This window comes from Pseudomonas sp. P4_C3 (genome assembly GCF_056402075.1).
In genome coordinates this window covers 1-24,844 of record NZ_JBFUIC010000063.1, presented here as the reverse complement: position 1 = coordinate 24,844, position 24,844 = coordinate 1, and the positions used below count along the sequence as shown (strand labels likewise).

Genomic DNA, 24,844 nt, shown 5'->3' with positions numbered 1-24,844 from the left:
GAATGGCCAGACCACCTGGATGTACGAGTCCAAGGTGATCATTGATTATCTGGACAAGCGTTTCGCGGCAGCCTGATGTTTATGTGGTGATCTGACTGACGCCATCGCGAGCAAGCTCGCTCCCACAGGTTTTGTGCACACCACAGCCCCCCTGTGGGAGCGAGCTTGCTCGCGATGGCGTCAGTCAGATCACCACATAAACATCAGGCTGCCGCGAAACGCTTGTCCAGATAATCAATGATCACCTTGGACTCGTACATCCAGGTGGTCTGGCCATTCTCTTCAATGCGCAGGCATGGCACCTTGATCTTGCCGCCTTGCTCCAGCAAGGTCTGGCGATCCTGTTCGTTGTTCTTCGCATCGCGAAGGGCCACCGGCACATTCAGGCGGCGCAGGGTGCGGCGGGTCTTCACGCAGAACGGACAGGCGTGGAATTGATACAGGGTCAGACCCTTGGCGGCGGATTCGACCTGGGCCTGAGCGGCGGCGGGGCGCTTTTTCTTGCTTGGACGAGTAATGAAGTCGATGAAAATGATCAGTTGGCCAAGGCCGACACGAAGCGCTTTTACGAACACGTTGAAAGCCTCACGGTGCTAATGAATAAGGGCGCGCAGCTTACCTGATTTTTTGCAGACGAAAAAAAACCGGCGATGAACGCCGGTTTTCTTCGTGCCGCGAATTACTTGATGAGGCTGAGGAATTCGCTGCGGGTCGCGGCGTTCTCGCGGAACTCGCCGAGCATCACCGAGGTGATCATCGTCGAGTTCTGCTTTTCCACACCGCGCATCATCATGCACATGTGCTTGGCCTCGATCACCACTGCAACGCCCAGGGCGCCGGTGACTTGCTGGACCGCGTCGGCGATCTGGCGGCTGAGGTTTTCCTGGATCTGCAGGCGACGGGCGTACATGTCGACGATCCGCGCCACCTTCGACAGGCCCAGGACCTTGCCGCTCGGGATGTAGGCGACGTGAGCCTTGCCGATGAACGGTAGCAGGTGGTGTTCGCACAACGAGTACAGCTCGATGTCCTTGACCAGCACCATTTCGCTGTTGTCGGAGCTGAACAGGGCACCGTTGGTGACCTCTTCCAGTGTCTGTTCATAGCCGCGGCAGAGGTACTGCATGGCTTTGGCGGCACGCTTGGGCGTGTCGAGCAGGCCCTCGCGGGAGACGTCCTCGCCCAGTTGGCCAAGGATCGCGGTGTAATTCTGTTCCAGGGACATGAAACTACCTGTGGGATTTTACGCAAAGGTCAAGGGTACGGTGGCGGACACGACGCTGCAAGCGTAGCGCGTCAGCTTTACTCGTCACGACCTTCCATCATGGTGCGTTTGAGCATCACATAAACCGCACCGGCACCGCCGTGTTTCGCCTGGCACGAGGTGAAGCCGAGCACCTGTGGATGCTGGCGCAGCCAGGTGTTGACGTGGCTTTTGATCATCGGCCGCTTGCCATCCAGGCGTACCGCCTTGCCATGGGTGACGCGTACACAGCGGATTTCGAATCGGGTGGCTTCGGCGAGGAACGCCCAAAGGGTTTCCCGGGCCTTTTCCACGCTCATGCCGTGCAGGTCGAGGCTGCCTTCGAACGGAATCTGTCCGACTTTGAGCTTGCGCATCTGGCTTTCCTGCACGCCGTCACGCGCCCACATCAGCTCGTCTTCAGGGCCGACGTCGATGACGAACTGATCGGACAGCCCGTCTACGGTGGTGGATTCGGTGCGCACGGTGGCCGCTTGGCGCAGCATGGCAATCTGCGCGCGGTCAGCCTTGGGTTTGCCGGTTTCGGCGCGATCGTGCCTGATTGGCTTGACGCCTTGGATCGCGCTTTTGAACAGGGAAAAATCGTCGTCTTGCATGTCAGCCTCCGCGAAGGGCGGCCAGTTTACCCAACTCGAAGCGAATCGGGCGCGACAAAAACGCGCGCGACGCTTGGCTCAGTCGTGTTTTTTCATCAGGTGCGGCGACATGGCCAGTTCCCGCGACTGGCGCGAGCGACGACGGCAACGGCGCCATAGCCACACGCCGAGGTACAGCACGAACAGGCCGATGACCAGGATCACGGCAGCACCGGCGCGGCTGGTGTTCAATTCACCCAGGGCGGGTGCGTGGCCGAGCAGGCTGGCGACACCGGCCATGACAAGCAACACACCGCACATCGCCAGCAATGCCGCGAACGTCGCGCCGATTCGAAAACGCCAGTTGCTTTGGCCTTTGGGTCGCAAGCGGCGAGCGTCAAAACCATCGGATAACTTCATTCCGACCTTCCTCAATGGGTATCGGCCCTTCGACCGGGAGTTGACCGGGATGTTCCTGAGGCTAAGACAATTACGGCAATTGAGCGGTTTTTGCGGATGAGCGGCATACCAGGCCGCTCATTGAGCGTCGATCAGATCAGTTCCCGGCTCAGGGCGAGGGTGGCGAAATTATCCGCCATGATCGCCATTTCTGTCTGATGAACGTGTTCGGCGCTGAGCACGCCGCCCTTGTATGGCAGGTCGCGGGTGGCGCAGGCATCTTCCACCAAGGTGCAGCGAAAACCCAGGTTCTTGGCGGCGCGCACGGTGGTGCTGACGCTGGAGTGGCTCATGAAACCGCAGACGATCAGGTCAAGGGCACCGAGGTCTTCCAGGCGTTTGGCCAGTTCGGTGCCGTGAAAGGCGCTTGGTAACAATTTGCCGATGACGGTTTCATCGCTCTGTGGCTCCAGGCCCGGAATGAATTCACCACCTACGCCCTGGGGGTTGAACAACCCGCCGAGCGTACCGAGGTGGCGGACATGCACGATCGGCCGGCCGGCGGCGCGGGCAGCGGCGAGCAGTTGCTTGATGTTCGCGACAGCTTCATCCATGCCGCTCAGGGCCAGGGGACCGCTGAGGTATTCTTTCTGGGCATCGATGATGACCAGCGTGGCATGGCTCAGATTGGCCGCTGCATAGCCGCGACCGCTGAGTTGAAACATCGTTTTTGGAACAGACATTCTGGGGCTCCTTGGAGTGGGGCTTTTGCGACATTGTCCTCTGGCTGAGCGGTTCTGTGAATCGCTACGATCGTAGGTGCCGTCGTTGCTGGCCTGTAGCCTTGTCAATAGTCGCATTTTGTTCAATAGCCTGGCGAAAAAACGGATAACTCCTACATTTGAATCGGTAGTTTCCCGCGTCGTCGTAACGTCGTTTGACTGGTAGAATCGCCCGTCGATTTTTCTGGAGTTTGCCGTCGTGATCACTTCCCGCCTTCGCACCCTGCGTGACCATATCCGTTGGGCCGTCAGCCGCTTCCATGGGGAGGATCTGTTTTTCGGCCATGGCACCGACAATGCCTGGGACGAAGCCCGGCAATTGGTGTTGGGTGCGCTGCACCTGCCGTGGGAAATCGCCGACAGCTACCTCGACTGCAATCTGGAAGAAGACGAAGTGGTCCACCTGCAGCTTTTGCTCAAGCGCCGCATCGAAGAGCGGGTGCCTACGGCGTATCTGTTGGGCGAGGCCTGGTTCTGCGGCATGTCGTTCATCGTCGATGAGCGCGTGCTGATCCCGCGTTCACCCATTGGCGAGTTGATCGAAAACCGTTTTACCCCATGGCTGGCTAACGAGCCGGCGCGAATTCTCGACCTGTGCACCGGTTCCGGTTGCATCGGTATCGCCTGCGCCTACGAGTTCCAGCGTGCCGAGGTGGTGTTGGCGGACCTGTCGTTCGAAGCGCTGGAAGTAGCTAACCAGAACATCGAGCGCCACGGTGTCGATGAGCGTGTGTACACGGTGCAGGGCGATGGTTTCGAGGGCTTGCCGGGACAACGTTTCGACCTGATCGTGTCGAACCCGCCCTATGTCGATGCGGAAGATTTTGCTGACATGCCGGACGAATACCAGCACGAACCGGAGCTGGGCCTGGCCTGCGGTGACGACGGTTTGAACCTGGTACGGCGCATGCTCGCCGAAGCGGCGGATCATTTGACCGAGAAGGGCTTGCTGATTGTTGAAGTGGGCAACAGCCAGGTGCACGTCGAGGCGTTGTACCCGGAAGTCGACTTCGCCTGGCTGGAGTTCGAGCGTGGCGGCCATGGTGTGTTCATGCTGAGTGCGCAGCAGTGCCGGGAGCATCAGGCGTTGTTCGCTTCCCGCGTCTGACCTTTGTAGGAGCGAGCTTGCTCCGGGCGGCGTTCCGACGATGGACCTGAGAGCGATGTGTTTATCCAGAAAGCACGCGTTATCGTTAACGTCCATCGCGAGCAAGCTCGCTCCTACAAGAAATGACCGCACCGCCGATTACCGGTGCGTGGCAATCCAGATCAGCAATCCCGCCTGAAACACCGCGAACGCCACCAGACAGGTGATGGTGAAACGCAGCCCGGCGTCTTCGCGTTTGTACTTGCTGACTTTCTCTTCGTGTTTCTTGAGTTTGACTTCCTGCTCGGCCAGGTTCTGCTCGGCTTGCTGGAGCATCTGCGCCGCCTCGAGGATCTCCACGACCTGCAGTTTTTCGCTGTTCCAGTCGCCAGAAAGGTCGCCGACCTTGACCGGCTTGACGCTGCCTTTCAAATGTTGGGCATCGGCATACACCACGTCGAAACCGTGCACACGCAAAAAGTGATCGCGGCGCAGGCGGGTGTCTTCGTTCAGCGCATCCTTGTTGTTCAGGTCAAAGCCGTCGACGGTGTAGGTCGGCCAGCGTTTCTTCGCCCAGTTGATGCCCTGGGCCGCCAGGTAGCGGCCAATGCCACGGTTCAGCGGTTCAACCTGCAAACTGCTGTCCGGGCCGAAATGCACGCGCTTTTCGGCGTGATCGACCCACACGTCCAGATGATTCTGTTCCTTGCGCACACGCTGGCCGGGCAGGGTGATGCTCATGCGCATCAGGCTGCGCGCCTTGTCGTTGCGCTCGGCATAACCTGATTCGACAAAGCGCAATGGGCGCCCGCCCGTGTTGCGGTCAGTCTGCAGCGGTGCCAGACGGAGCATCTTGTGGTGCTCGACGTGGACGTCCGCCCAGGGCAGCTCGACCGCTGGCGGTGCGTCAGTTTCAGCGCTGGTGTCGGGTGAAGTCTGGGTATCAGTCATAACGGCGAGATCCTGTCCAAGCTCAGCGTGTCGCCAACCAATGTGGCGGCGACAAAGGCTTATCGGCCGTTTTTCCCAGGACTGGAGGGTAAAGAGGGGTCAACTGGTGCGAAGTCCGTCAATAAACCCGAGGATTCGCGTGCCCAGTTCCGCTGCCAGGGGCAACTGCGGGTCCTTATAGGAGGCCATCTGGCGTTTGACGTCGTTGGGCACGATGCGCATGACGTGGTTCATGCCCTCGATCAGCGCCAGTTCGGCGTCCGGTTTGGCGGCCTTGAGCAGCCTTGCGTCATTGACGCCGACCTGGATGTCGTTGCTGCCCTGGATGATCAGCGCCGGCATTTTCAGCTTGGCAAACGCCGCGGACGGGTCCTGGCGGAACAGGGAAATCAGGTACGGCTGCACGCTCGGACGGAAAATCGCCTGCAACGGTGGCGGCACCTTGTCGTCGGGTTTCCCGGCCTTGAGGCTGTCGAGCAATTCATTGCTGCGCAGCATCAGCGGTGGAGGCAGGCGATTGCCCAGTTGCTGGCGGATGACCTGATCAACCGGCCTGGCGCTGCCGGAGACGGAAATCACCGCGTCGGCATCGATGCCCGGCGCAGCGAGGCTGGCGATCAAGGCACCTTCGCTGTGACCCAGCACAATCAATTTGCCGAAACGCGGATCGGACTTGAGCTTCTGGCCCCAGGCTTCGGCATCGGACACATAGGCCTCTACCGTCAGATTGCGCTCGTCCGGCGTGGCGGCCAGGCTTGCGGCCACGCCGCGCTTGTCGTAACGCACGCTGGCGATGTTGTGTTTGGCCAGCACCCAGGCCAGGCGCTTGAGGCTGTCATTGCGCCCGCCGTCGGCGTTGTTTCCGTCGCGATCCGTAGGGCCGGAGCCGGAAATGATCAGGACAACCGGCACAGGATTGTCGGATTTTGGCAGTAACAGCGAGCCGAAAAGCTCGCCGGTGCCGGTATCCAATGTGATCGGTCGTTGCAGGACAGTCGCCTGGGCGAAGCCGGAAATCAGGGTAAGGCTCAAGGCAAGAACTCGCAGCATCATCGCGCCATCATCCAGAAGATGCCAGTTGGACTCACAGGCACCCATAAGGTTCGAGGATGAACTACTTGGGTAGCCTGCGTATACTGGCGCGCATTACGTATTCAGGTTCATTTCACGGAGCGTCCTGCATGTCCGGCAATACCTACGGCAAGCTGTTCACTGTCACCACCGCGGGCGAAAGCCATGGTCCGGCGTTGGTCGCCATTGTCGACGGCTGCCCGCCGGGCCTGGAGATATCCCTGGAGGATCTGCAGCGCGACCTGGACCGCCGCAAACCCGGCACCAGCCGCCACACCACCCAGCGCCAGGAAGCCGACGAAGTCGAGATCCTCTCTGGCGTGTTCGAAGGTCGCACCACTGGCTGCTCGATCGGCCTGCTGATCCGCAACACCGACCAGAAGTCCAAGGACTACTCGGCGATCAAGGATCTGTTCCGCCCGGCCCACGCCGACTACACCTACCACCACAAATACGGTGAGCGCGACTACCGCGGCGGCGGCCGTAGCTCGGCCCGCGAAACCGCGATGCGCGTCGCGGCCGGTGCGATTGCAAAAAAATACCTGGCCAGCCAGGGCATCGTCATTCGCGGCTACATGAGCCAACTCGGGCCGATCGAAATTCCGTTCAAGACCTGGGATTCGGTGGAGCAGAACGCCTTCTTCAGCCCGGACCCGGACAAGGTGCCGGAACTGGAGGCCTACATGGACCAGTTGCGCCGCGACCAGGATTCAGTCGGCGCGAAAATCACTGTGGTCGCCGAAGGCGTGATGCCGGGCCTGGGCGAGCCGATCTTCGACCGTCTCGACGCCGAACTGGCCCATGCGCTGATGAGTATCAATGCGGTCAAGGGCGTGGAAATCGGCGCCGGTTTCGCCAGCGTCGCCCAGCGTGGCACCGAGCATCGCGATGAAATGACCCCGCAAGGTTTCCTCAGCAACAATGCCGGCGGCATTCTCGGCGGTATCTCCTCCGGGCAGCCTATCGTTGCGCACCTGGCGCTGAAGCCGACGTCGAGCATCACCACACCGGGCCGTTCCATCGACATTCACGGCAACCCGGTGGAAGTTATCACCAAGGGCCGTCACGATCCGTGCGTCGGCATCCGCGCCACGCCGATTGCCGAGGCGATGATGGCCATCGTGTTGATGGACCACCTGCTGCGCCACCGTGGGCAGAACGCCGATGTGCGCGTGAGCACGCCGGTGCTGGGTCAGCTTTAATGGCTGACCTCGCAGCCGCTGCGGTTTGACAGGCGTGGCGGCGCTCCCGTACTGGCGGCTCTCCAGTTTCTATCTGTTCTATTTCGCCTTGCTCGGTTCGACAGCACCGTTCCTGGCGCTGTACTTCGATCACCTCGGATTCAGTGCCGCGCGCATCGGCGAGCTGGTGGCGATCCCGATGCTGATGCGCTGCGTGGCGCCGAATATCTGGGGCTGGCTGGGCGACTACACCGGTAGGCGGCTGGCCATCGTGCGCTTTGGCGCGGTGTGCACGCTGCTGACGTTCTCGCTGATTTTCGTCAGCAAGACCTACGCCTGGCTGGCCATGGTCATGGCCTTGCATGCGTTCTTCTGGCACGCGGTGTTGCCGCAGTTCGAAGTCATCACCCTGGCGCACTTGCAGGGCCAGACCTCGCGCTACAGCCAGATTCGCCTGTGGGGCTCGATCGGTTTCATCATTACCGTGGTCGCGCTCGGGCGTTTGTTCGAATGGCTGAGCCTGGACATCTACCCGGCGGCGCTGGTGTTGATCATGGCCGGTATCGTCCTCAGCAGCCTGTGGGTGCCCAATGCCCAACCGGCGCCGGGCAACCGGGTGGCGGGGGAGGGTTTCCTCAAGCAACTGCGCAACCCTGGCGTATTGGCGTTTTACGCCTGCGTGGCGCTGATGCAGATGAGCCACGGGCCGTATTACACGTTCTTGACCTTGCACCTTGAGCGCCTGGGTTACAGCCGTGGCGTGATCGGCATGCTCTGGGCGGTCGGCGTGGTCGCCGAAGTGCTGACGTTTCTGGCCATGAGCCGGATTCTTGCCCGCTTCTCGCTGCGCCGGGTGCTGATGGCCAGTTTTCTGCTGGCGGCGTTGCGTTGGCTGTTACTGGGCTCGCTCGCAGAATTTCTTTGGGTGCTGTTGTTCGCCCAGGTGTTGCACGCGGCAACCTTCGGCAGCTTTCACGCCGCTGCCATTTCATTCGTGCAACGTAGTTTCGGTGCGCGCCAGCAAGGCCAGGGTCAGGCGTTGTACGCCGCCCTGGCCGGCACCGGTGGTGCATTGGGCGCGTTGTATTCCGGCTACAGCTGGAATGCCCTCGGTGCGGCATGGACCTTTAGTATTGCCAGTCTCGCAGCCGTCGCGGCTGCCGTTATCATTGCCACACGTATGCAAGAGGACAGGCCATGAGCCTTACCCGTGAACACCTCGCCCAGGAAATCATCGACGCCGGGCGTTTTCTGTACGGCCGCGGCTGGTCGCCGGCCACCAGCAGCAATTATTCGACCCGCCTGTCGCCGACCGAAGCCTTGCTGACCGTGTCCGGCAAGCACAAGGGGCAACTCGGCATGGACGACGTGCTGGCCACTGACCTGTCGGGCAACAGCCTGGAACCGGGCAAAAAGCCGTCCGCCGAAACCCTGTTGCACACCCAGCTCTACAGCTGGCGCCCTGAGATCGGTGCGGTGTTGCACACCCATTCGGTGAATGCCACCGTGCTGTCGCGCCTGACGCCGCAAGACTTCATCGAGTTCGAAGACTACGAACTGCAAAAAGCCTTCAGTGGTGTGACCACCCACGAATCCCGGGTGCGCGTGCCGATTTTCGACAACGATCAGGACATTGCGCACCTGGCCACCAAGGTGCAGCCTTGGCTGGACGCCCATCCCGATTGCGTCGGCTACCTGATTCGCGGCCACGGCCTCTACACTTGGGGCGCGCGCATGAGCGATGCCCTGCGGCAGATCGAGGCCTTTGAATTTTTGTTCGAGTGCGAGTTGAAGATGCGCTCGCTCTTTAAAGCATGAACCGTTAAGGAGTTGCCCTGATGAGCAGCCTGTCCGTTTATCACGTCTCCAGCCCTGAGATCCCCAACAAGGTGCTGACCCATTTCGAAGACATCACCTCGACCCTGGCCGAGCAGGGCGTGCGTTTCGACCGCTGGCAGGCCGCGATAAAACTCCAGCCGGGCGCCAGCCAGGATGAAGTGATCGCCGCCTATCAAGAGCAAATCGACAAGCTGATGACCGAACGCGGTTACATCACCGTTGACGTGATCAGCCTCAACAGCGACCACCCGCAAAAAGCCGAACTGCGTGCCAGGTTCCTCAACGAACACCGCCATGGCGAAGACGAAGTACGATTTTTCGTCGCCGGTCGTGGCCTGTTTACCCTGCACATCGACGATTACGTCTACGCGGTGCTCTGCGAGAAAAACGACCTGATCTCGGTGCCGGCGGGCACCAAACACTGGTTCGACATGGGCGAGCACCCGCATTTCATTGCGATCCGCCTGTTCAACAATCCGGAAGGCTGGGTGGCCAACTTCACCGGCGAAGACATCGCCAGCCAATTCCCACGCCTGGAGGACTGAGTCGATGCCGATCAAAGCGATTCTCACCGACATCGAAGGCACCACCAGCGCGGTGAGTTTTGTGTTCGACGTGCTGTTCCCCTATGCCGCCAAACACTTGCCGGCGTTTGTCCGTCAGCACGCCGAACGCGCCGATGTGGCGGAGCAACTGGCTGCCGTGCGCCGCGACAGCAATGAGCCGGACGCCGATGTCGAGCGCGTTGTCGAGATCCTGCTGGGCTGGATTGCCGTAGACCGCAAGGCCACTCCGTTGAAAGCGTTGCAGGGAATGGTCTGGGAGCAGGGCTATCTGGCCGGGCAGTTGAAGGGGCACGTGTACCCGGACGCCGTTGACGCGCTCAAGCACTGGCATCAGGACGGTTATCAACTTTTTGTTTATTCGTCCGGTTCGATCCAGGCCCAGCGGTTGATCTTCGGCTGCTCGGAGGCGGGGGATTTGACACCGTTGTTCAGTGGTTACTTCGACACCACTTCAGGGCCCAAGCGCGAAGCGCAGTCCTACGCCAACATTACGCAGGCGATTGAGGTCGAGGCGGCACAGATTCTGTTTTTGTCGGACATCGTCGAAGAACTCGAGGCGGCGCGTGTGGCGGGGATGGCCACTTGCGGGTTGGCCCGTGAGGGCGGTGAACTGGCAGGGCATGTCACCGTGGACAGCTTTGCGCGGATCGATCCTGCCGCCTTCTAAGCACTACACAACTTGTAGGAGCGAGCAGGCTCGCTCCTACAGTGTTTTTCCACAATGTTTTTTACAGCGAGTGATAGGTCGGCAGGGCAAACCGTTGCTGGCTCTGCAGCATGGAAATCTGCGGCAATTCGCTGGCCTGTTCAGCGAGGTCACGGCGAATCGCGCTGATGACCCAGGACAGTTGATCGCCATTGTGCAATTGCTGGTAGGAGATCGAGCGCATGAATTCTCTGCCGTCGGCGCTGCGCAAGGTCAGCAGAATCCCGCCATCAGGGCGGTCCTGGGTAGTGACTGCGAAGTTGGAGAACAAGGACGAAAATTTTTCCTGGATAAGGCTCATGTCGTTCAGCTCCGTGATGACTTGAATGGTAAGCATGGGGAGACTGTTGCAGCCTTTGTGCCAGTATTTTCAGTGGTTAAGTGTTAATAAAATCAATAGCTTATTGTTTTTGGTGATTTTTGCTTTCGTGCAATCTGCATGAATGGCCATCGTGCATCCTGCATTTTGCAGGTACGTCGGCGACTCGATGGAACCAATTGGCGCGCACGGGATCATCTTCGCGCAGCGCTATCGCAGATCAAGATCGCGGATCAAGATCGTAGATCAAGATCGCGGATACAAAACATTTCAAAAACCGCGTGTACAGCTCAAGAACCGTTGACGTATTTTCGGGCTCAGTCATAGCCACCCGACAATAAAAAAAGATCGAACGGGAGCAATCATGAGCCGTACGTCGAACGACACGATTACCTGGGGCATGATGCTCCGCAAGTTGCCTTCCATCGCCAAGGCCATCCCCCGGGTGGTGAAGGGCATGAAGGCCGCCAACGTCAAGGACCCGACCCAGGCGTGTGGTTTGGGCTGGAGTGTCGAGCAAGCTGCGTTGCGCAACCCGGATGGCCCGGCGCTGTTGCAAGGCGACGTAACGCTCAGTTACTCCGAGGTCAACCAATGGGCCAATCGCATCGCCCATCATCTGATCGGCCAAGGCATCGGCAAGGGTGATGTGGTGGCGGTCTTTATCGAGAACCGTCCGGAACTGCTGGTGACGATTCTCGCGGTGGCCAAGGTCGGCGCGATCAGTGCGCTGCTCAATACCTCGCAGACCCGCGACACCCTGGTGCACAGTGTGAATCTGGTGGCGCCGGTGGCGATCGTTGTCGGTGAAGAGTTGGTCCCGGCGTACCTGACGGTGCGTGATCGGGTGTCGATCAAGGCTGACCGAACCTGGTTCGTCGCCGATCAGGACACCTCTCGCCAACCGGGTATCGCGCCTGAAGGTTTCATCAACCTGATGACCGCCAGTCTCGACGATGCCAGCGAAAACCCACCCGGCAGCCAGCAGATTTTCTTCGACGATCCCTGTTTTTATATCTACACCTCGGGTACCACTGGCCTGCCCAAGGCTGGCGTGTTCAAGCACGGACGCTGGATGCGCAGCTCTGCGAGCTTCGGCATGATCGCCCTGGACATGCGCCCCGACGATGTCGTCTATTGCACCTTGCCGCTGTACCACGCCACGGGCCTTTGCGTGTGCTGGGGGGCGGCCGTCAGTGGTGCCAGCGGGTTCGCCATCCGCCGCAAATTCAGCGCCAGTCAGTTCTGGAGCGATGCGCGCAAGTACCGGGCGACCACCATCGGTTATGTCGGCGAACTGTGCCGCTACCTGGTCGATCAACCGCCCAGCGCCGACGACAGCCGGCACGATGTGAAGAAAATGATCGGCAACGGTCTGCGTCCCGGCGCCTGGAGCGAGTTCAAGACCCGCTTTGCGGTGAATCACATCTGTGAGCTGTACGCCGCCAGCGATGGCAATATCGGTTTCACCAATATTCTCAATTTCGACAACACCATCGGTTTTTCCCTGATGTCCTGGGAGCTAGTCGCGTACGACCACGACAGCGGCGCGCCGATTCGTCAGGCCAATGGCTTGATGCGCAAGGTCGCCAAGGGCGAGCAGGGGTTGTTGCTGGCGAAAATCGACGACAAGGCACCGTTGGACGGCTACACCGATCCGCAGAAAACCGCCAAGGTCGTGTTCCAGGATGTGTTCGAGAAGGGTGACCGCTACTTCAACACCGGCGACCTGTTGCGCAACATCGGTTTCGGTCATGCGCAGTTTGTCGACCGCCTGGGCGATACCTACCGCTGGAAGGGCGAAAACGTCTCGACCACGGAGGTTGAAAACATACTCCTGCAACACCCGCATATTTCCGAAGCCGTGGCCTATGGCGTGGAAATCCGCAACACCAATGGCCGCGCCGGGATGGCGGCGATCACGCCTGCCGAATCCCTGGCAACCCTGGACTTCAGCGAACTGCTGGCCTTCGCCCGTGAGCAAATGCCGGCCTATGCGGTGCCGTTGTTCCTGCGGGTGAAAGTGAAAATGGAAACCACCGGAACGTTCAAATATCAGAAGACCCGACTCAGGGACGAGGCCTTCGACCCGGGTAAAACCGGAGATGACCCGATCTATGCCTGGCTGCCGGGGACCCAGACTTACGTGCAGGTCACCGAGCAGTTGTTGTCCGACATTCACGACGGAAAGTACCGCTATTGAATCTGGCTATGGCGGCCCATGAGAAAAAACAAGTGACAGTGCCGGGGCCGCTCGGGAAACTGTCGGCTTTTACGAATGACAGAAAAGGGAGTGCCCAATGTCAGACAAAAGCCGCCAGATGACCCCCGAAGAAGCCGCCGAATTCACCGAACAGGTATTCAACAAGGCACGGGAGGGCGATGCGGCAATGATGGCCGCGCTGCTGACCAAGGGTTTGCCGCCGAACCTGCGTAACCACAAGGGCGATACCTTGCTGATGCTGGCCGCGTACCACGGACATGTGGACACGGTAAAAGTCCTGCTGGAGCACAAGGCCGACCCGGAGATCCGCAACGACAACGGCCAGAGCCCGATTGCCGGCGCCGCCTTCAAGGGCGACCTGGCGGTGATCAAGGCATTGGTCGAGGGTGGCGCGCAGGTTGAAGGCTCGTCCTTCGATGGCCGCACGGCGCTGATGATGGCGGCGATGTTCAACCGCGTTGAAGTGGTCGATTACCTGATCGGCGAGGGCGCCGACCCGAAAGCCAAGGACGCCAATGGCATCACCGCGCTGGAAGCGGCTAAAACCATGGGCGCTACCGATACGGTTGCTCAGCTTGAGAAGCTGATTGGCTGATTGCTTTAAAAGATCGCAGCCTTCGGCAGCTCCTACATTGAGTGGCGTACACCTGTAGGAGCTGCCGAAGGCTGCGATCTTTTTTGGCTTGCGCTATCCTTCGCGCCCTCAACATTCCCCTCGCTACAGGATCCGCTCCATGAAAGCCGCACTTGTCGAACTCATCAGCAAAATCAGCTCCGGGTGCATGGGCGAAGACGAAATCCTCAAGGTCGCGGACGAAGCGGCCCAGGCCTACGCCGATCAGGATGCTTTCCTGACCGCCAATCCGGACATCAACTACGACGACAGCTTCCCGATCCCGCTGGGTGAGTGGGTGGTGGTCGGCAGCCTGCCGGAAACGGTGCTGTTCCAGGCGGACACCTACATGGATCTGTTCGCGCAAATCGTCGCCTCGTTCGGTCCGGGGGTGGAGTTCAATCTCAAGCCCAAGCAACTGGCGAAGACCGAAGCCCTGACCGCGCTCAACCGCATCCAGGTGCAGATGAGCAGCATGAACAAGGAAAACGGTGGCTACACGCTGATGAATTTCAGCCAGTTGCTCGATGACGAGTTGCAGGTGGTGCTGGTCTACGGCAATGACCTGCCACGCGTGCTGGAATTGAGCGCCGAAGTCGGCATCGTGGCCGCGCCATCCCTGGAAGCCTTGAAAGTGGCGATCCACGTCTGATAGCCAAACACTGTCAATAAAAAGGAACCCTCGCGACGACCGTCTATCCTGAGAGGGCAAATCACTCTTCAGGAGCGTCACCATGGGTTCCACGTTCAACAGCCTGGTTGCCTTGATCATTTTTGCCCTGGACATCTGGGCCATCATCAACGTCTTCAAAAGTAGCGCCGAGACCGGGATGAAAATCCTCTGGGTGCTGCTGATTGCGCTATTGCCAGTGCTGGGACTGATCATCTGGGCCATCGCCGGACCGCGGGGCAACGTCAAATTCTGAACAGGCGACACTGAACCTGTGGGAGCGAGCCTGCTCGCGAAGAACGATAACGCGGAGCCACTGACACCGCATCGGCCGCTTCGCGAGCAGGCTCGCTCCCACAATGTTCTGCGGGTACTTCGATGACGAAGGTTCGACCTGTCATGTTCCGCGACGTAGAATGCGCGCCTTTCCCGGTCAATCGATACGATCGAATGACCATCATGGGCGGGTAACCGTCCGTTGCCACCCGCATTCATCGGAGCACTTCCCATGAGCAACACCCCGACCAGCGACTACCTGGAAACCCTTTACGAAGGCTACGGCCAGCGTTTTCGCATGGAAAAACTGCTGCACGAAGTGCGCACCGAGCACCAGCACCTGGTGATCTTCGAGAACCCGCGCATGGGCCGGGTGATGGCGCTGGACGGCGTGATCCAGACCACCGAAGCCGACGAGTTCATCTATCACGAAATGCTGACTCACGTGCCGATCCTCGCCCATGGCACCGCCAAGCGTGTGCTGATCATCGGCGGCGGCGACGGCGGCATGTTGCGTGAAGTGGCCAAGCACCGCAGTGTCGAGCACATCACCATGGTCGAGATCGACGGCACCGTGGTCGACATGTGCAAGGAATTCCTGCCGAACCACTCCAAAGGTGCATTCGAAGATCCACGCCTGAACCTGGTGATCGACGACGGCATGCGTTTCGTCGCCACCACCACTGAAAAATTCGACGTGATCATTTCCGACTCCACCGACCCGATCGGACCGGGGGAAGTGCTGTTCTCGGAAAACTTCTACCAGGCCTGCCACCGCTGCCTGAACGAAGGCGGCATTCTGGTGACGCAGAACGGCACGCCGTTCATGCAGATCGAAGAAGTGAAGACCACCGCCGGTCGCCTGCGCAGCCTGTTCCCGGACTGGCACTTCTACCAGGCCGCCGTGCCGACCTACATCGGTGGCTCGATGACCTTCGCCTGGGGCGCCACCAATACCGCTTATCGCCAACTGTCTCGTGAAACCCTGCAACAGCGTTTCGCCGGCAGCGGCATCGTCACCCGCTACTACAACCCGGAAATCCACATCGGCGCCTTCGCCTTGCCGCAGTACGTTCTGCAGGCTGTGGGCAAGCCAAGCAACGACTGAAAGTAGGACGCAACCCTTGTGGGAGCGAGCAGGCTCGCTCCCACAGTTCCATGATTTCATGCCAACACCCCATAAACCGTTTGAACGATCACTCAGGGCAAAAGTCCAGATAGATGTAAGCCCATTTGCGGGTTTGTTCTAGGAGGCTCTGATGCAAAAGTGGAAAATCACTTTCGTGGATGATCACGGTGAAACTGTCGACGAAGTCTTTGAGTGCGACGAGTGCCCGGATAACGAACGCGCTGCCAAACTCATCAAGGCCCGGCTCCTTCCTATTGCCGCCGAACTGGATCTGAACGATCTGGAAGGGCGAACCGCTGACGCCAGCGTCAAGAACCTCAAGACCCAGAACAGCATTCAAATCCTCGGCATTACTCCAATCTGAACGGCACCTGTCGCATTCACATCCAGGCCTTGGCAGAGGCTCTATCTTGAGGCTACTCTGCAAGCGAGATCAGCGAATGAATCGCTAAGGTCTGGTCTTGTCAGCTCCATGCTTGTTTCCCGCCGGCACATCGGTTGCCGTCGCTCGCGCTGTTCGGTTGCGGGTGAGGGAGTACGGAAAGTCTATCCATCGTTTTGAGGAGGACGTTTCATGAGCACAGCCTATCAAGAAGACATCAGCAGCAGCGTGTTGCGCCGCATGAAAGAAGGCGGTTTTGACTTTTCGCGGTTTCATCCCATCGAGTTCTACGCCATTTTCCCGGACGAGGAGCGGGCACGCAGGGCGGCAGGTCATTTCCACCGTGGTGAAGCCCTGGATGCGCAAGTCAGTGTGCGCGACGATGGCGCCTGGGCGCTGGAGTTGTGCAAAGTCATGTATGCCACCTACGACGACATCGGCGATTTCGAACAGGGTTTCGAAGCGGTGGTCGAGCCGTTGGGCGGCATCATCGAAGGCTGGGGTGTGAAACAAGAGGTACGAGGGCGACTCGCATAATCTTATGAACAGTGACAACCGGCAATGACGGCTGACCTTCGGGTTGGCCGTTTTCGTTTTCGCCGACAGGACATTGAACACGACCCCGTAGGAGCTGCGGTGCGGCGATCCGACTTGCCAGCGAAGGCGTCCCCGAAGAGCGACGCATGACTCAGGGGCCCCTTCGCCAGCAAGCTGGCTCCTACAGACTATGCTGGTGATAGGCGATCACAGCGCCTTGCAATGAAGCGGGGGCAATCAGGTTGGGGCATTTGTCGCACAGGATTGGTGCGGCGCGTGCGTCTTGATTATCCAACCGATTGAAATCTAAGCGTTTATGCCGATGGCACGGGCCTTGCGAAGGTCTGGACGTCCGAGTGACAAGGAGTACGGCATGATCCGCAACTATTTTGATGAGATGTACGATGCCGGCGGCCAGGTCCGCCCGCATTATCGGGAGTTTGCCCGTTGGCTGGCCGAGACGCCTGACGAGCTTCTGGCACAACGGCGACGCGAGGCCGATCTGCTGTTTCATCGCGCCGGGATTACTTTCACGCTCTACGGTGATGAGCAAGGGACAGAGCGCCTGATTCCCTTCGACACCATTCCCCGCAGCATCCCCGCCAGCGAGTGGCGCGTCGTCGAGCGCGGCTGCATCCAGCGGGTCAAGGCGTTGAACATGTTCCTCGCCGACCTCTACCACGAACAGCGCATCATCAAGGCGGGCATCATTCCGGCCGAGCAGGTGCTGGCCAACGAGCAGTACCAGTTGGCGATGCAGGGCCTGGATCTGCACCGCGATATCTACTCGCACATCTCCGGCGTCGACCTGGTGCGTGACGGCGATGGCACCTACTACGTGCTCGAAGACAATCTGCGCACACCGAGCGGCGTCAGCTACATGCTCGAAGACCGCAAGATGATGATGCGCCTGTTCCCCGAGCTGTTCGCGGCGCAACGCATCGCTCCTATCGACCATTACCCGAACCTGCTGCTCGACACACTGAAAAGCTCAAGCCCGATCGATAACCCGAGCGTGGTGGTGCTGACGCCGGGGCGCTTCAACAGTGCGTTCTTCGAACATGCGTTCCTGGCGCGGGAAATGGGCGTGGAACTGGTGGAGGGCGCTGACCTGTTCGTGCGTGACGACAAGGTCTACATGCGCACCACCGACGGGCCGAAAGCGGTTGACGTGATTTATCGTCGCCTTGACGACGCCTTCCTCGATCCCCTGGCCTTCAACCCGGAATCGATGCTTGGCGTGCCGGGGCTGTTGTCGTCCTACCGTTCCGGCAACGTGGTGCTGGCCAATGCCATCGGCACGGGGGTGGCGGACGACAAGTCGGTGTATCCGTTCGTTACCGACATGATCCGTTTCTATCTGGACGAAGAACCGATCCTGAAGAACGTGCCGACCTGGCAGTGTCGTAATCCGTCTGAGCTTTCCCACGTGTTGGCCAATCTTCCAGAACTGGTGGTCAAGGAAACTCAGGGCTCCGGCGGCTACGGAATGCTGGTGGGGCCGGCGGCGACGGCGGCGGAAATCGAAGCCTTCCGCGCGCGGATCATCGCCAAGCCCCATGCGTATATCGCGCAACCGACGCTGTCGCTGTCGACCTGTCCGACCTTTGTCGAAAACGGCATCGCTCCACGCCACATCGACTTGCGGCCGTTTGTCCTGTCGGGTCGTGAAACCCGGGTCGTGCCCGGCGGCTTGACCCGCGTCGCCCTGCGCGAAGGCTCCCTGGTGGTCAATTCCTCCCAGGGCGGCGGAACCAAGGACACCTGGGTGGTCGAGGATTAAAGGAAGCCTGTCATGTTAAGTAGAACTGCCTCGGATTTGTATTGGATGTCGCGTTACCTGGAGCGGGCGGAAAACCTCGCCCGGATGCTCGACATCAGCTATTCGCTGTCGCTGATGCCGCAAGACGGTCGTGGCGACGGTTTGCACGAACTGGCCATGCCACTGTTGATCACCGGCACCCTGGACGATTACCTGGAGCGCCATGGTGAATTGCATGCCGAACGGCTGCTGCATTTTTTCGCCCTGGATGCGGCCAACCCGGCGAGCATCTACAGCTGCCTCGGTGCCGCACGGGCCAGCGCCCATGCGGTGCGTGGGCGCATCACCGCCGACATGTGGGAAAACATCAACGCCACGTGGCTGGAAATTCGCGGCATCGCCGAACAGGGCCTCAGTCGCTACGGCATGAGCCGTTTCTGCGAGTGGATCAAGGAACGTTCCCACCTGTTCCGGGGCGCGTCCTACGGCACCATCATGCGTAACGATGCGTTTCGCTTTATTCGTCTGGGGACCTTTATCGAGCGGGCGGACAACACCTTGCGCCTGCTCGATGCCCGCTACGAAATGGCCGGCGACCAAGCCGAAGCGGTCAGCGATGGCACCGCTCACGCCTATTACCAATGGAGCGCGTTGTTGCGGGCGTTGTCGTCGTTCGAGGCCTACACGGAAATCTACCGCGATGCCCCCGGTGCCCGGCATGTGGCGGAATTGCTGTTGTTGCGGGCCGATGTGCCGCGATCCCTGCGCGCCTGCACCGAAGAAATCGACCTGATCCTCGCGCAATTACCGGGGGCCAATGGTCGTCCAGCACAACGCCTGGCGGCAGAAATGGACGCACGCCTGCGCTACACCGGCATCACCGAAATTCTTGACGAAGGCCTGCACGCCTGGCTGACCGAGTTCATCCCGCTGGTGCGCCAGTTGGGTAACGCGATTCACAGTTCTTATCTGGAGGCCGCATGAGACTTTCCATTAGCCACGAGACCACCTACCACTACGAAGACAAGGTGCGGGCGAGCATCCAGTATCTGCGCCTGACTCCCCACGACAGCGAGCGTCAGCACGTGCTCAGCTGGCAGCTCGACCTGCCGCGTCCGGTGCGGGCGCAACTCGATCCGTTCGGCAACATCCTGCATGTGCTGACCATGGACGAACCGCACGAGGCGATCATCATCGGCGCCCGTGGCCAGGTCGATATCGACGAATGGCGTGAGGCCGAACACGAGAGCCAGTCGGCGCTGCCGTTTCTGCGCTTCACCCGTTTGACCGAAGCCGATGCCGCCCTGCGTGCGTTCGCCGAGAAGGAATGCAGGCAGCGCCGCGATCGCACGGCGCTGATCGATCTGATGCATGGCCTTAACCAGCATATGACCTACACGCCGGGCTCCACGGAAGTGGACACCAGCGCGGCCCAGGCCTTTGCCGGACGCTCCGGTGTGTGTCAGGACCACACCCACGCGTTTCTCGCCTGTACCCGCAGCCTGGGCATTCCTGCGCGTTATGTGTCGGGCTATCTGTACAGCGAAAACAGCGAACACCTGGCCAGCCACGCCTGGGCCGAAGCCTGGCTGGATGATGCCTGGTACAGCTTCGACGTGACCAATGAACTGGCCCGGCCGGAACGTCACCTGAAGCTGGCGGTGGGCCTGGACTACCTGGATGCCTGTCCGGTGCGCGGGATGCGCCGGGGCGGCGGGTGTGAGCAGATGCACGCCAAGGTACTGGTTTCACCGACGCCGGCGCCGGTGATTTCAGTGCAGCAGCAGTAACAGGCAGAGGTGATCCCTGTGGGAGCGAGCTTGCTCGCGATAGCGGAGTGTCAGTCACAAAAGTACTGACTGAAATGACGCCATCGCGAGCAAGCTCGCTCCCACAGGTACTATGTTGTTACGGCTTCACCTTGCGCCCCACCATGTGCTTCAAATACTCCACCAGCATCCCCAGATCCCCATCCGGCAACACCTCGGTCGAGAACCCGGGCATCTTCGCCTGCGGCCACTGGCGCAAACTCTGTGGATCGCGAATGTAGCGCAGGAGGAAGTCCGCGCCGAAGTACTCGGTCGGGTTGTACGGAATATTCAGGTCCGGCCCGAATTGCGCGTCCCCGGCGCCGTTGAGTCGATGGCAGGCCAGGCAATTCTTCTGGAACAACGCAAATCCCTTGTTCACCGGATCATCCGCCTTCAACGCCGGATCGGGCAGCAGGGCAGGGAAGCGCTCGGCCACGGGCGCCAGGCGTTTGATGCTCGCCACCTGGAACGGCCATTGTTCGGGGCTGATGTTGCCGGCCTGCGGATTGCTCCAGACCAGATAGAACGGCCCGGCGCCTGGCTTGCCTTCCGACAGCGGTGGCCAGGGTTTGGCCGGGTCTTCAATCGCCAGCCACGCCTGTGCCCCCTGGGTATTGAGCAACGGCGCCGCGGCCATTTCGGCGGCAAAGCCATCCAGGGCCACGGCTTGCAGGTGGTCCTCAGGCTTGATGCCGTTCAGCAGCGCGGACAAGGGCACGGCGCGGTAGCTCATGTCCCGCTTGTAGGAAACGTCGTTACTGATGTTGATGGTTTGAGCCTGAGGATGCTTGAGCAATTGCTCGGTCTGCCAGGTGCGACTGTTCGCGCCCAGCTCCAGGTTCAGCTGTGCGGCATACAGGGGCGAGCCGAACAGCACGGCCCCGAGCAGAATGAGCATTTTCAAGTGATCGCAGTCCATGTCGTGCAAGTGCCGCAAGATTGGCACAGCCACGCTGGCCCGGGTAGCGGGCCAGTCACATTTTGAGAGTGGCAATTCAAAAACTGTGACGCCGTATCTTTTAGACGCGACTAGCCGATCACCTTGGTCAGGTTCGGCAATATCAACAACAGCGTGGTGGCGAAAAGGATGAGCCCGGCTTGACGTACTTTCGATTGTTTGAACATGGCTTGACCGCCTTTTTTGTTATTTCCTGATGCCTGCCCGCATAGCTCCATGGTGGCAGAGCGTTGCACTTCCTGTAGTGACGAGCGCCTCGGCAAAACCCGACGACAACTTCGTACAAGTTCACCTTAGAGCCCGCGTTGCGCTTGGTTTAGATCCATTTCATATGGAGTCGTTACGATTCGCTTTAAAAAAGGTATGAGGCCTATTGCCAGCTTCTTTGGCGCCCGTTGGCTAGACAGCTTGGTGTCTTGAATCGGTTAATCCGGTAGCTGACTACCGTCCGTCTGAGCGTGAGCGTCAACGTCTGTGAGCGCTGCGGTCATTGAATCAAACGTGGCTCGGGCCAAGAGTGGGCACTCGGTATTTACCCATCTGCACTGCGGTTCGAGGACGTCATGACCCAAGCATTGATTTTCGACGCGTTACGCACGCCCCGTGGCAAAGGCAAGGCCGATGGCGCCTTGCACAGCGTCAAGCCGGTGAACCTGGTTGCCGGTTTGCTCACCGCGCTGCAACGGCGCACGGCTCTGGATACCAGTCAGGTCGATGACGTGGTGCTCGGCTGCGTGACACCGATTGGTGATCAAGGTTCCGACATCGCCAAGACCGCCGCTCAGGTGGCCGATTGGGATGTCAGCGTGGCGGGAGTACAGATCAACCGTTTCTGTGCTTCGGGGCTGGAGGCAGTGAACCTTGGCGCGATGAAAGTGCGTTCCGGCTTCGAAGACCTGGTGGTGGTCGGTGGTGTCGAGTCGATGTCCCGGGTGCCGATGGGCAGCGATGGCGGGGCCTGGGCGCTGGACCCGGCGACCAACCTGCACAGTCAATTCACGCCACAGGGTGTGGGCGCCGACCTGATCGCCACCCTTGAAGGCTTCAGCCGTCAGGACGTCGATGCCTATGCGCTGCATTCGCAGCAAAAGGCTGCGCGGGCGCGGGCCGACGGTTCGTTCAACAAGTCGCTGGTGCCGGTGCAGGACCAGAACGGCATCGTCCTGCTCGATCACGATGAGTTCATCCGCGCCGAATCGACCCTGGAAGGCCTGGGCAAGCTCAAGCCAAGTTTCGAGATGATGGGGCAGATGGGCTTCGATGCCACCGCACTGCGGGTCTACAGCCGCGTCGAGCGGATCAACCACGTCCACACCCCAGGCAACAGTTCCGGAATCGTCGACGGCGCGGCGCTGATGCTCATCGGCTCCGAAGCCAAGGGCCGGGCGCTGGGCTTGCAGCCCCGGGCGCGGATTGTCGCCACTGCGGTCACCAGCACCGACCCGACCATCATGCTCACCGGCCCTGCGCCGGCGACCCGCAAGGCGCTGGCCAAGGCCGGGCTGCGGGTTGAAGACATCGATCTGTTCGAGGTCAACGAGGCCTTTGCCTCCGTGGTGTTGAAATTCATCAAGGACATGGCCGTCGATCCGGACAAGGTCAATGTCAATGGCGGCTCAATCGCCATGGGCCACCCGTTGGGCGCCACCGGTTGCGCCATTCTCGGCACGCTGCTCGATGAACTGGAAGCCCGACGCCTGCGTTATGGCCTCGCGACCCTGTGTGTCGGCGGCGGCATGGGCATTGCCACCATCATCGAACGCCTCTGAGCCCGGACTTCAAGGAACCCACTTATGAACGAAGCCATTCGTTACGAAAAAGGCCAGGACCAGATCGTTGTCCTGACCATCGACATGCCCGGTCAGAGCGCCAACACCATGAACGCGGTGTACCGCGAAGCCATGGCTGACTGCGTTGCGCGCCTGGTGGCCGACAAAGACAGCATCGCCGGTGTGATCATCACCTCGGCCAAGAAGACGTTTTTCGCTGGCGGCGACCTCAACGAACTGATCAAGGTCGGCAAACCCCAGGCCAAGGCCTTCTACGACATGGTGCTGACCCTCAAGGGCCAGTTGCGCACCCTGGAAACCCTCGGTAAGCCGGTGGTCGCCGCGATCAACGGCGCCGCATTGGGCGGCGGTTGGGAAATCTGCCTGGCCTGCCATCACCGCGTGGCGCTGGACAATCCATCAGTGCAACTCGGCCTGCCGGAAGTCACCCTCGGTCTGCTGCCGGGCGGTGGTGGCGTGGTGCGCATGGTACGCATGCTCGGCCTGGAAAAAGCCCTGCCTTATCTGCTTGAAGGCAAGAGACTGCGACCGCAACAAGCGTTGCAGGCAGGATTGATCGACGCGCTGGCGACCGATCAAGAAGACCTGTTGACCAAGGCGCGGGCGTGGATTCTCGCCAACCCGACGGCGGTACAGCGCTGGGACGTGAAGGGCTACCAGATACCGGGCGGCACACCGTCAAACCCGAAAATTGCGCAGATGCTGGCGATTGCGCCATCGATCCTGCGCAGCAAAACCCAGGGCACGATGCCCGCGCCGGAGAAAATCCTCTGCGCGGCGGTCGAGGGCGCCCAGGTGGATTTCGATACGGCACACCTGATCGAAACCCGCTATTTCACCGAATTGACCACCGGCCAGGTCTCGAAAAACCTGATTGGCACGTTCTGGTTCCAGCTCAACGAAATCAATGCCGGCGGCTCGCGGCCTCAAGGTTTTGCGCCTTATGTCACCCGCAAGGTCGGTGTGCTCGGTGCCGGGATGATGGGCGCCGGTATCGCGTTTGTCAGCGCGTTGGCGGGTATCGAGGTGGTGCTCAAGGACATCAACCTCGCGGCGGCTGAGAAGGGCAAGGCGCATTCGGCGGCGCTGCTGGACAAGAAAGTCGCTCGCGGACAAATGAGCCTCGAGCAACGCGACACCGTTCTGTCACGCATTCAAACCAGCGAAAGCGATGCCGACCTGGCCGGTTGCGACCTGATCATCGAGGCCGTATTCGAGGATCGAGATTTGAAAGCCAAGGTTTCGTTGGCAGCGCAGAAGGTCGTCGGCGCGGACGCGGTTATCGCCTCCAATACCTCGACCTTGCCGATCAGCGGCCTGGCGTGCGCCGTGCCCGACCAGAGCAAGTTCATCGGCCTGCATTTTTTCAGCCCCGTGGAAAAAATGCCGCTGGTGGAAATCATCAGGGGCGCCAATACCAGCGACGAAACCCTGGCCCGCGGCTTCGATTACGTCCTGCAAATCAGGAAAACCCCGATTGTGGTCAATGACAGCCGCGGTTTCTTCACGTCGCGGGTGTTCGGCACCTTCACCAACGAAGGCATCGCCATGCTGGGTGAAGGCATCAACGCGGCGATGATAGAGACTGAAGCGCGTAAAGCCGGCATGCCTGTAGGACCGCTGGCGATCTCTGACGAAGTTTCCCTCAGCCTGATGAGCCATATCCGCCTGCAAACCGCCAAGGACTTGCAAGCAGAAGGGAAACCGCTGATAGAACACCCGGCATTTGCCGTGATTGACGTGCTGCTCAATGAGTTCAAGCGTCCGGGCAAGGCTGCCGGTGGAGGTTTCTACGAATATCCGGTGGGCGGCCAGAAACACTTGTGGYCGGAGTTGAAGGCGCGCTTCGAGAAAACCGATGGGCAGATTTCGCCGAAGGATGTGCGTGATCGCTTGCTGTTCGTGCAAGCCATCGAAACCGTGCGCTGTGTGGAGGAGGGCGTGTTGACCTC

General features: G+C 60.1%; 27 protein-coding genes and 1 pseudogene. 19 read left to right on the top strand and 9 right to left on the bottom strand.

Annotated features, from left to right (window positions below):
* Positions 1-76 (top strand): annotated as a pseudogene (locus AC1DVH_RS13335) (glutaredoxin); the annotation flags it as partial.
* A gap of 127 nt (positions 77-203) precedes the next feature.
* Here AC1DVH_RS13335 and AC1DVH_RS13330 read toward each other — a convergent pair.
* The 5 genes from AC1DVH_RS13330 to AC1DVH_RS13310 all read right to left on the bottom strand — a co-directional run bounded on the left by AC1DVH_RS13330 (position 204) and on the right by AC1DVH_RS13310 (position 2,981).
* Entirely contained in the window at positions 204-575 is a 372-nt protein-coding gene (locus AC1DVH_RS13330; RefSeq protein WP_150724597.1) for a glutathione S-transferase N-terminal domain-containing protein, read from the bottom strand.
* 104 nt (positions 576-679) lie between these two features.
* Positions 680-1,225, bottom strand: a complete 546-nt coding sequence (gene folE, locus AC1DVH_RS13325; RefSeq protein WP_007988130.1) for a GTP cyclohydrolase I FolE — start codon at positions 1,223-1,225, stop codon at positions 680-682.
* A 77-nt stretch (positions 1,226-1,302) separates the two neighbouring features.
* On the bottom strand, positions 1,303-1,860 hold the full coding sequence (locus AC1DVH_RS13320; RefSeq protein ID WP_477754183.1) for a Smr/MutS family protein: 558 nt from the start codon (positions 1,858-1,860) through the stop codon (positions 1,303-1,305).
* A gap of 78 nt (positions 1,861-1,938) precedes the next feature.
* Positions 1,939-2,259 carry a hypothetical protein gene (locus AC1DVH_RS13315; protein ID WP_477754182.1) on the bottom strand — a complete coding sequence of 107 codons (321 nt, stop codon included), beginning with the start codon at positions 2,257-2,259 and terminating at the stop codon, positions 1,939-1,941.
* Between the two features lie 131 nt (positions 2,260-2,390).
* A complete protein-coding gene (locus AC1DVH_RS13310; protein ID WP_477754181.1) occupies positions 2,391-2,981 on the bottom strand; it encodes a cysteine hydrolase family protein in 591 nt (196 codons plus the stop codon).
* A gap of 238 nt (positions 2,982-3,219) precedes the next feature.
* On the opposite strand from AC1DVH_RS13310, the gene prmB reads away from it, so the two are divergent.
* A complete protein-coding gene (gene prmB / locus AC1DVH_RS13305; RefSeq protein ID WP_477754180.1) occupies positions 3,220-4,128 on the top strand; it encodes a 50S ribosomal protein L3 N(5)-glutamine methyltransferase in 909 nt (302 codons plus the stop codon).
* Positions 4,129-4,266: 138 nt separating this feature from the next.
* Here the strand turns inward: prmB and AC1DVH_RS13300 are convergent, their stop codons facing one another.
* Together AC1DVH_RS13300 and AC1DVH_RS13295 are read right to left on the bottom strand one after the other, a co-directional pair.
* On the bottom strand, positions 4,267-5,058 hold the full coding sequence (locus tag AC1DVH_RS13300; RefSeq protein ID WP_477754179.1) for a hypothetical protein: 792 nt from the start codon (positions 5,056-5,058) through the stop codon (positions 4,267-4,269).
* A 99-nt stretch (positions 5,059-5,157) separates the two neighbouring features.
* A complete protein-coding gene (locus tag AC1DVH_RS13295; protein ID WP_477754178.1) occupies positions 5,158-6,156 on the bottom strand; it encodes an alpha/beta hydrolase in 999 nt (332 codons plus the stop codon).
* 83 nt (positions 6,157-6,239) lie between these two features.
* Between AC1DVH_RS13295 and aroC the strand changes: the two genes are divergently transcribed.
* The 5 genes from aroC to mtnC are packed head-to-tail and all read left to right on the top strand — an operon-like array spanning position 6,240 to position 10,382.
* A complete protein-coding gene (gene aroC / locus AC1DVH_RS13290) occupies positions 6,240-7,331 on the top strand; it encodes a chorismate synthase (protein WP_218431318.1) in 1,092 nt (363 codons plus the stop codon).
* Between the two features lie 34 nt (positions 7,332-7,365).
* The gene (locus tag AC1DVH_RS13285) at positions 7,366-8,511 is read left to right on the top strand and encodes an MFS transporter (RefSeq protein ID WP_477754177.1); all 1,146 of its coding nucleotides are present in this window, start codon (positions 7,366-7,368) and stop codon (positions 8,509-8,511) included.
* Positions 8,508-9,128: a methylthioribulose 1-phosphate dehydratase gene (locus AC1DVH_RS13280; protein WP_477754176.1), complete on the top strand. Its 621-nt coding sequence runs from the start codon at positions 8,508-8,510 to the stop codon at positions 9,126-9,128. Before AC1DVH_RS13285 ends, AC1DVH_RS13280 begins: the two co-directional genes overlap by 4 nt.
* Positions 9,129-9,148: 20 nt before the next feature.
* Positions 9,149-9,694, top strand: a complete 546-nt coding sequence (locus tag AC1DVH_RS13275) for a 1,2-dihydroxy-3-keto-5-methylthiopentene dioxygenase (protein WP_477754175.1) — start codon at positions 9,149-9,151, stop codon at positions 9,692-9,694.
* 4 nt (positions 9,695-9,698) lie between these two features.
* Positions 9,699-10,382 carry an acireductone synthase gene (gene mtnC, locus AC1DVH_RS13270; RefSeq protein ID WP_477754174.1) on the top strand — a complete coding sequence of 228 codons (684 nt, stop codon included), beginning with the start codon at positions 9,699-9,701 and terminating at the stop codon, positions 10,380-10,382.
* Between the two features lie 61 nt (positions 10,383-10,443).
* Here mtnC and AC1DVH_RS13265 read toward each other — a convergent pair whose 3' ends face one another.
* A complete protein-coding gene (locus AC1DVH_RS13265; protein ID WP_108219055.1) occupies positions 10,444-10,722 on the bottom strand; it encodes a DUF3509 domain-containing protein in 279 nt (92 codons plus the stop codon).
* 382 nt (positions 10,723-11,104) lie between these two features.
* Here AC1DVH_RS13265 and AC1DVH_RS13260 point away from each other — a divergent pair, with 382 nt between their 5' ends.
* The 10 genes from AC1DVH_RS13260 to AC1DVH_RS13215 all read left to right on the top strand — a co-directional run bounded on the left by AC1DVH_RS13260 (position 11,105) and on the right by AC1DVH_RS13215 (position 20,123).
* A complete protein-coding gene (locus tag AC1DVH_RS13260) occupies positions 11,105-12,943 on the top strand; it encodes a long-chain-acyl-CoA synthetase (protein ID WP_477754173.1) in 1,839 nt (612 codons plus the stop codon).
* Positions 12,944-13,040: 97 nt separating this feature from the next.
* On the top strand, positions 13,041-13,559 hold the full coding sequence (locus tag AC1DVH_RS13255; protein ID WP_477754172.1) for an ankyrin repeat domain-containing protein: 519 nt from the start codon (positions 13,041-13,043) through the stop codon (positions 13,557-13,559).
* A gap of 139 nt (positions 13,560-13,698) precedes the next feature.
* Entirely contained in the window at positions 13,699-14,229 is a 531-nt protein-coding gene (locus AC1DVH_RS13250; protein WP_477754171.1) for a hypothetical protein, read from the top strand.
* 82 nt (positions 14,230-14,311) lie between these two features.
* Positions 14,312-14,503, top strand: coding sequence for a PLD nuclease N-terminal domain-containing protein (locus AC1DVH_RS13245; RefSeq protein WP_007993066.1), 192 nt, complete (start codon positions 14,312-14,314; stop codon positions 14,501-14,503).
* Between the two features lie 252 nt (positions 14,504-14,755).
* The gene (gene speE, locus AC1DVH_RS13240) at positions 14,756-15,631 is read left to right on the top strand and encodes a polyamine aminopropyltransferase (RefSeq protein ID WP_477754170.1); all 876 of its coding nucleotides are present in this window, start codon (positions 14,756-14,758) and stop codon (positions 15,629-15,631) included.
* Between the two features lie 151 nt (positions 15,632-15,782).
* Complete coding sequence (locus AC1DVH_RS13235) at positions 15,783-16,016, top strand: hypothetical protein (protein WP_477754169.1); 234 nt, start codon at positions 15,783-15,785, stop codon at positions 16,014-16,016.
* Between the two features lie 210 nt (positions 16,017-16,226).
* Entirely contained in the window at positions 16,227-16,571 is a 345-nt protein-coding gene (locus tag AC1DVH_RS13230) for a ribonuclease E inhibitor RraB (RefSeq protein WP_477754168.1), read from the top strand.
* A 373-nt stretch (positions 16,572-16,944) separates the two neighbouring features.
* Positions 16,945-18,354 carry a circularly permuted type 2 ATP-grasp protein gene (locus AC1DVH_RS13225; protein WP_477754167.1) on the top strand — a complete coding sequence of 470 codons (1,410 nt, stop codon included), beginning with the start codon at positions 16,945-16,947 and terminating at the stop codon, positions 18,352-18,354.
* A 12-nt stretch (positions 18,355-18,366) separates the two neighbouring features.
* A complete protein-coding gene (locus AC1DVH_RS13220) occupies positions 18,367-19,317 on the top strand; it encodes an alpha-E domain-containing protein (protein ID WP_477754166.1) in 951 nt (316 codons plus the stop codon).
* The gene (locus AC1DVH_RS13215) at positions 19,314-20,123 is read left to right on the top strand and encodes a transglutaminase family protein (protein WP_477754165.1); all 810 of its coding nucleotides are present in this window, start codon (positions 19,314-19,316) and stop codon (positions 20,121-20,123) included. The genes AC1DVH_RS13220 and AC1DVH_RS13215 overlap by 4 nt, the downstream gene beginning before the upstream one ends.
* A gap of 118 nt (positions 20,124-20,241) precedes the next feature.
* Here AC1DVH_RS13215 and AC1DVH_RS13210 read toward each other — a convergent pair whose 3' ends face one another.
* Positions 20,242-21,063: a c-type cytochrome gene (locus AC1DVH_RS13210; RefSeq protein WP_477754184.1), complete on the bottom strand. Its 822-nt coding sequence runs from the start codon at positions 21,061-21,063 to the stop codon at positions 20,242-20,244.
* 602 nt (positions 21,064-21,665) lie between these two features.
* Between AC1DVH_RS13210 and AC1DVH_RS13205 the strand changes: the two genes are divergently transcribed.
* Both AC1DVH_RS13205 and AC1DVH_RS13200 read left to right on the top strand, forming a co-directional pair.
* Positions 21,666-22,871: an acetyl-CoA C-acetyltransferase gene (locus AC1DVH_RS13205; protein WP_477754164.1), complete on the top strand. Its 1,206-nt coding sequence runs from the start codon at positions 21,666-21,668 to the stop codon at positions 22,869-22,871.
* 24 nt (positions 22,872-22,895) lie between these two features.
* A partial coding sequence (locus tag AC1DVH_RS13200; protein WP_477754163.1) for a 3-hydroxyacyl-CoA dehydrogenase NAD-binding domain-containing protein occupies positions 22,896-24,844 on the top strand: 1,949 nt, incomplete at its 3' end.

What these genes read in the sequence shown, in the direction of transcription:
- folE (WP_007988130.1), bottom strand. Translation starts at nt 1,225, where the DNA reads ATGTCCCTGGAACAGAATTACACCGCGATCCTTGGCCAACTGGGCGAG.
- AC1DVH_RS13320 (WP_477754183.1), bottom strand. Translation starts at nt 1,860, where the DNA reads ATGCAAGACGACGATTTTTCCCTGTTCAAAAGCGCGATCCAAGGCGTC.
- AC1DVH_RS13315 (WP_477754182.1), bottom strand. Translation starts at nt 2,259, where the DNA reads ATGAAGTTATCCGATGGTTTTGACGCTCGCCGCTTGCGACCCAAAGGC.
- AC1DVH_RS13310 (WP_477754181.1), bottom strand. Translation starts at nt 2,981, where the DNA reads ATGTCTGTTCCAAAAACGATGTTTCAACTCAGCGGTCGCGGCTATGCA.
- AC1DVH_RS13300 (WP_477754179.1), bottom strand. Translation starts at nt 5,058, where the DNA reads ATGACTGATACCCAGACTTCACCCGACACCAGCGCTGAAACTGACGCA.
- AC1DVH_RS13295 (WP_477754178.1), bottom strand. Translation starts at nt 6,156, where the DNA reads ATGGGTGCCTGTGAGTCCAACTGGCATCTTCTGGATGATGGCGCGATG.
- aroC (WP_218431318.1), top strand. Translation starts at nt 6,240, where the DNA reads ATGTCCGGCAATACCTACGGCAAGCTGTTCACTGTCACCACCGCGGGC.
- AC1DVH_RS13280 (WP_477754176.1), top strand. Translation starts at nt 8,508, where the DNA reads ATGAGCCTTACCCGTGAACACCTCGCCCAGGAAATCATCGACGCCGGG.
- AC1DVH_RS13275 (WP_477754175.1), top strand. Translation starts at nt 9,149, where the DNA reads ATGAGCAGCCTGTCCGTTTATCACGTCTCCAGCCCTGAGATCCCCAAC.
- mtnC (WP_477754174.1), top strand. Translation starts at nt 9,699, where the DNA reads ATGCCGATCAAAGCGATTCTCACCGACATCGAAGGCACCACCAGCGCG.
- AC1DVH_RS13265 (WP_108219055.1), bottom strand. Translation starts at nt 10,722, where the DNA reads ATGAGCCTTATCCAGGAAAAATTTTCGTCCTTGTTCTCCAACTTCGCA.
- AC1DVH_RS13260 (WP_477754173.1), top strand. Translation starts at nt 11,105, where the DNA reads ATGAGCCGTACGTCGAACGACACGATTACCTGGGGCATGATGCTCCGC.
- AC1DVH_RS13255 (WP_477754172.1), top strand. Translation starts at nt 13,041, where the DNA reads ATGTCAGACAAAAGCCGCCAGATGACCCCCGAAGAAGCCGCCGAATTC.
- AC1DVH_RS13250 (WP_477754171.1), top strand. Translation starts at nt 13,699, where the DNA reads ATGAAAGCCGCACTTGTCGAACTCATCAGCAAAATCAGCTCCGGGTGC.
- AC1DVH_RS13245 (WP_007993066.1), top strand. Translation starts at nt 14,312, where the DNA reads ATGGGTTCCACGTTCAACAGCCTGGTTGCCTTGATCATTTTTGCCCTG.
- speE (WP_477754170.1), top strand. Translation starts at nt 14,756, where the DNA reads ATGAGCAACACCCCGACCAGCGACTACCTGGAAACCCTTTACGAAGGC.
- AC1DVH_RS13235 (WP_477754169.1), top strand. Translation starts at nt 15,783, where the DNA reads ATGCAAAAGTGGAAAATCACTTTCGTGGATGATCACGGTGAAACTGTC.
- AC1DVH_RS13230 (WP_477754168.1), top strand. Translation starts at nt 16,227, where the DNA reads ATGAGCACAGCCTATCAAGAAGACATCAGCAGCAGCGTGTTGCGCCGC.
- AC1DVH_RS13225 (WP_477754167.1), top strand. Translation starts at nt 16,945, where the DNA reads ATGATCCGCAACTATTTTGATGAGATGTACGATGCCGGCGGCCAGGTC.
- AC1DVH_RS13220 (WP_477754166.1), top strand. Translation starts at nt 18,367, where the DNA reads ATGTTAAGTAGAACTGCCTCGGATTTGTATTGGATGTCGCGTTACCTG.
- AC1DVH_RS13215 (WP_477754165.1), top strand. Translation starts at nt 19,314, where the DNA reads ATGAGACTTTCCATTAGCCACGAGACCACCTACCACTACGAAGACAAG.
- AC1DVH_RS13210 (WP_477754184.1), bottom strand. Translation starts at nt 21,063, where the DNA reads ATGGACTGCGATCACTTGAAAATGCTCATTCTGCTCGGGGCCGTGCTG.
- AC1DVH_RS13205 (WP_477754164.1), top strand. Translation starts at nt 21,666, where the DNA reads ATGACCCAAGCATTGATTTTCGACGCGTTACGCACGCCCCGTGGCAAA.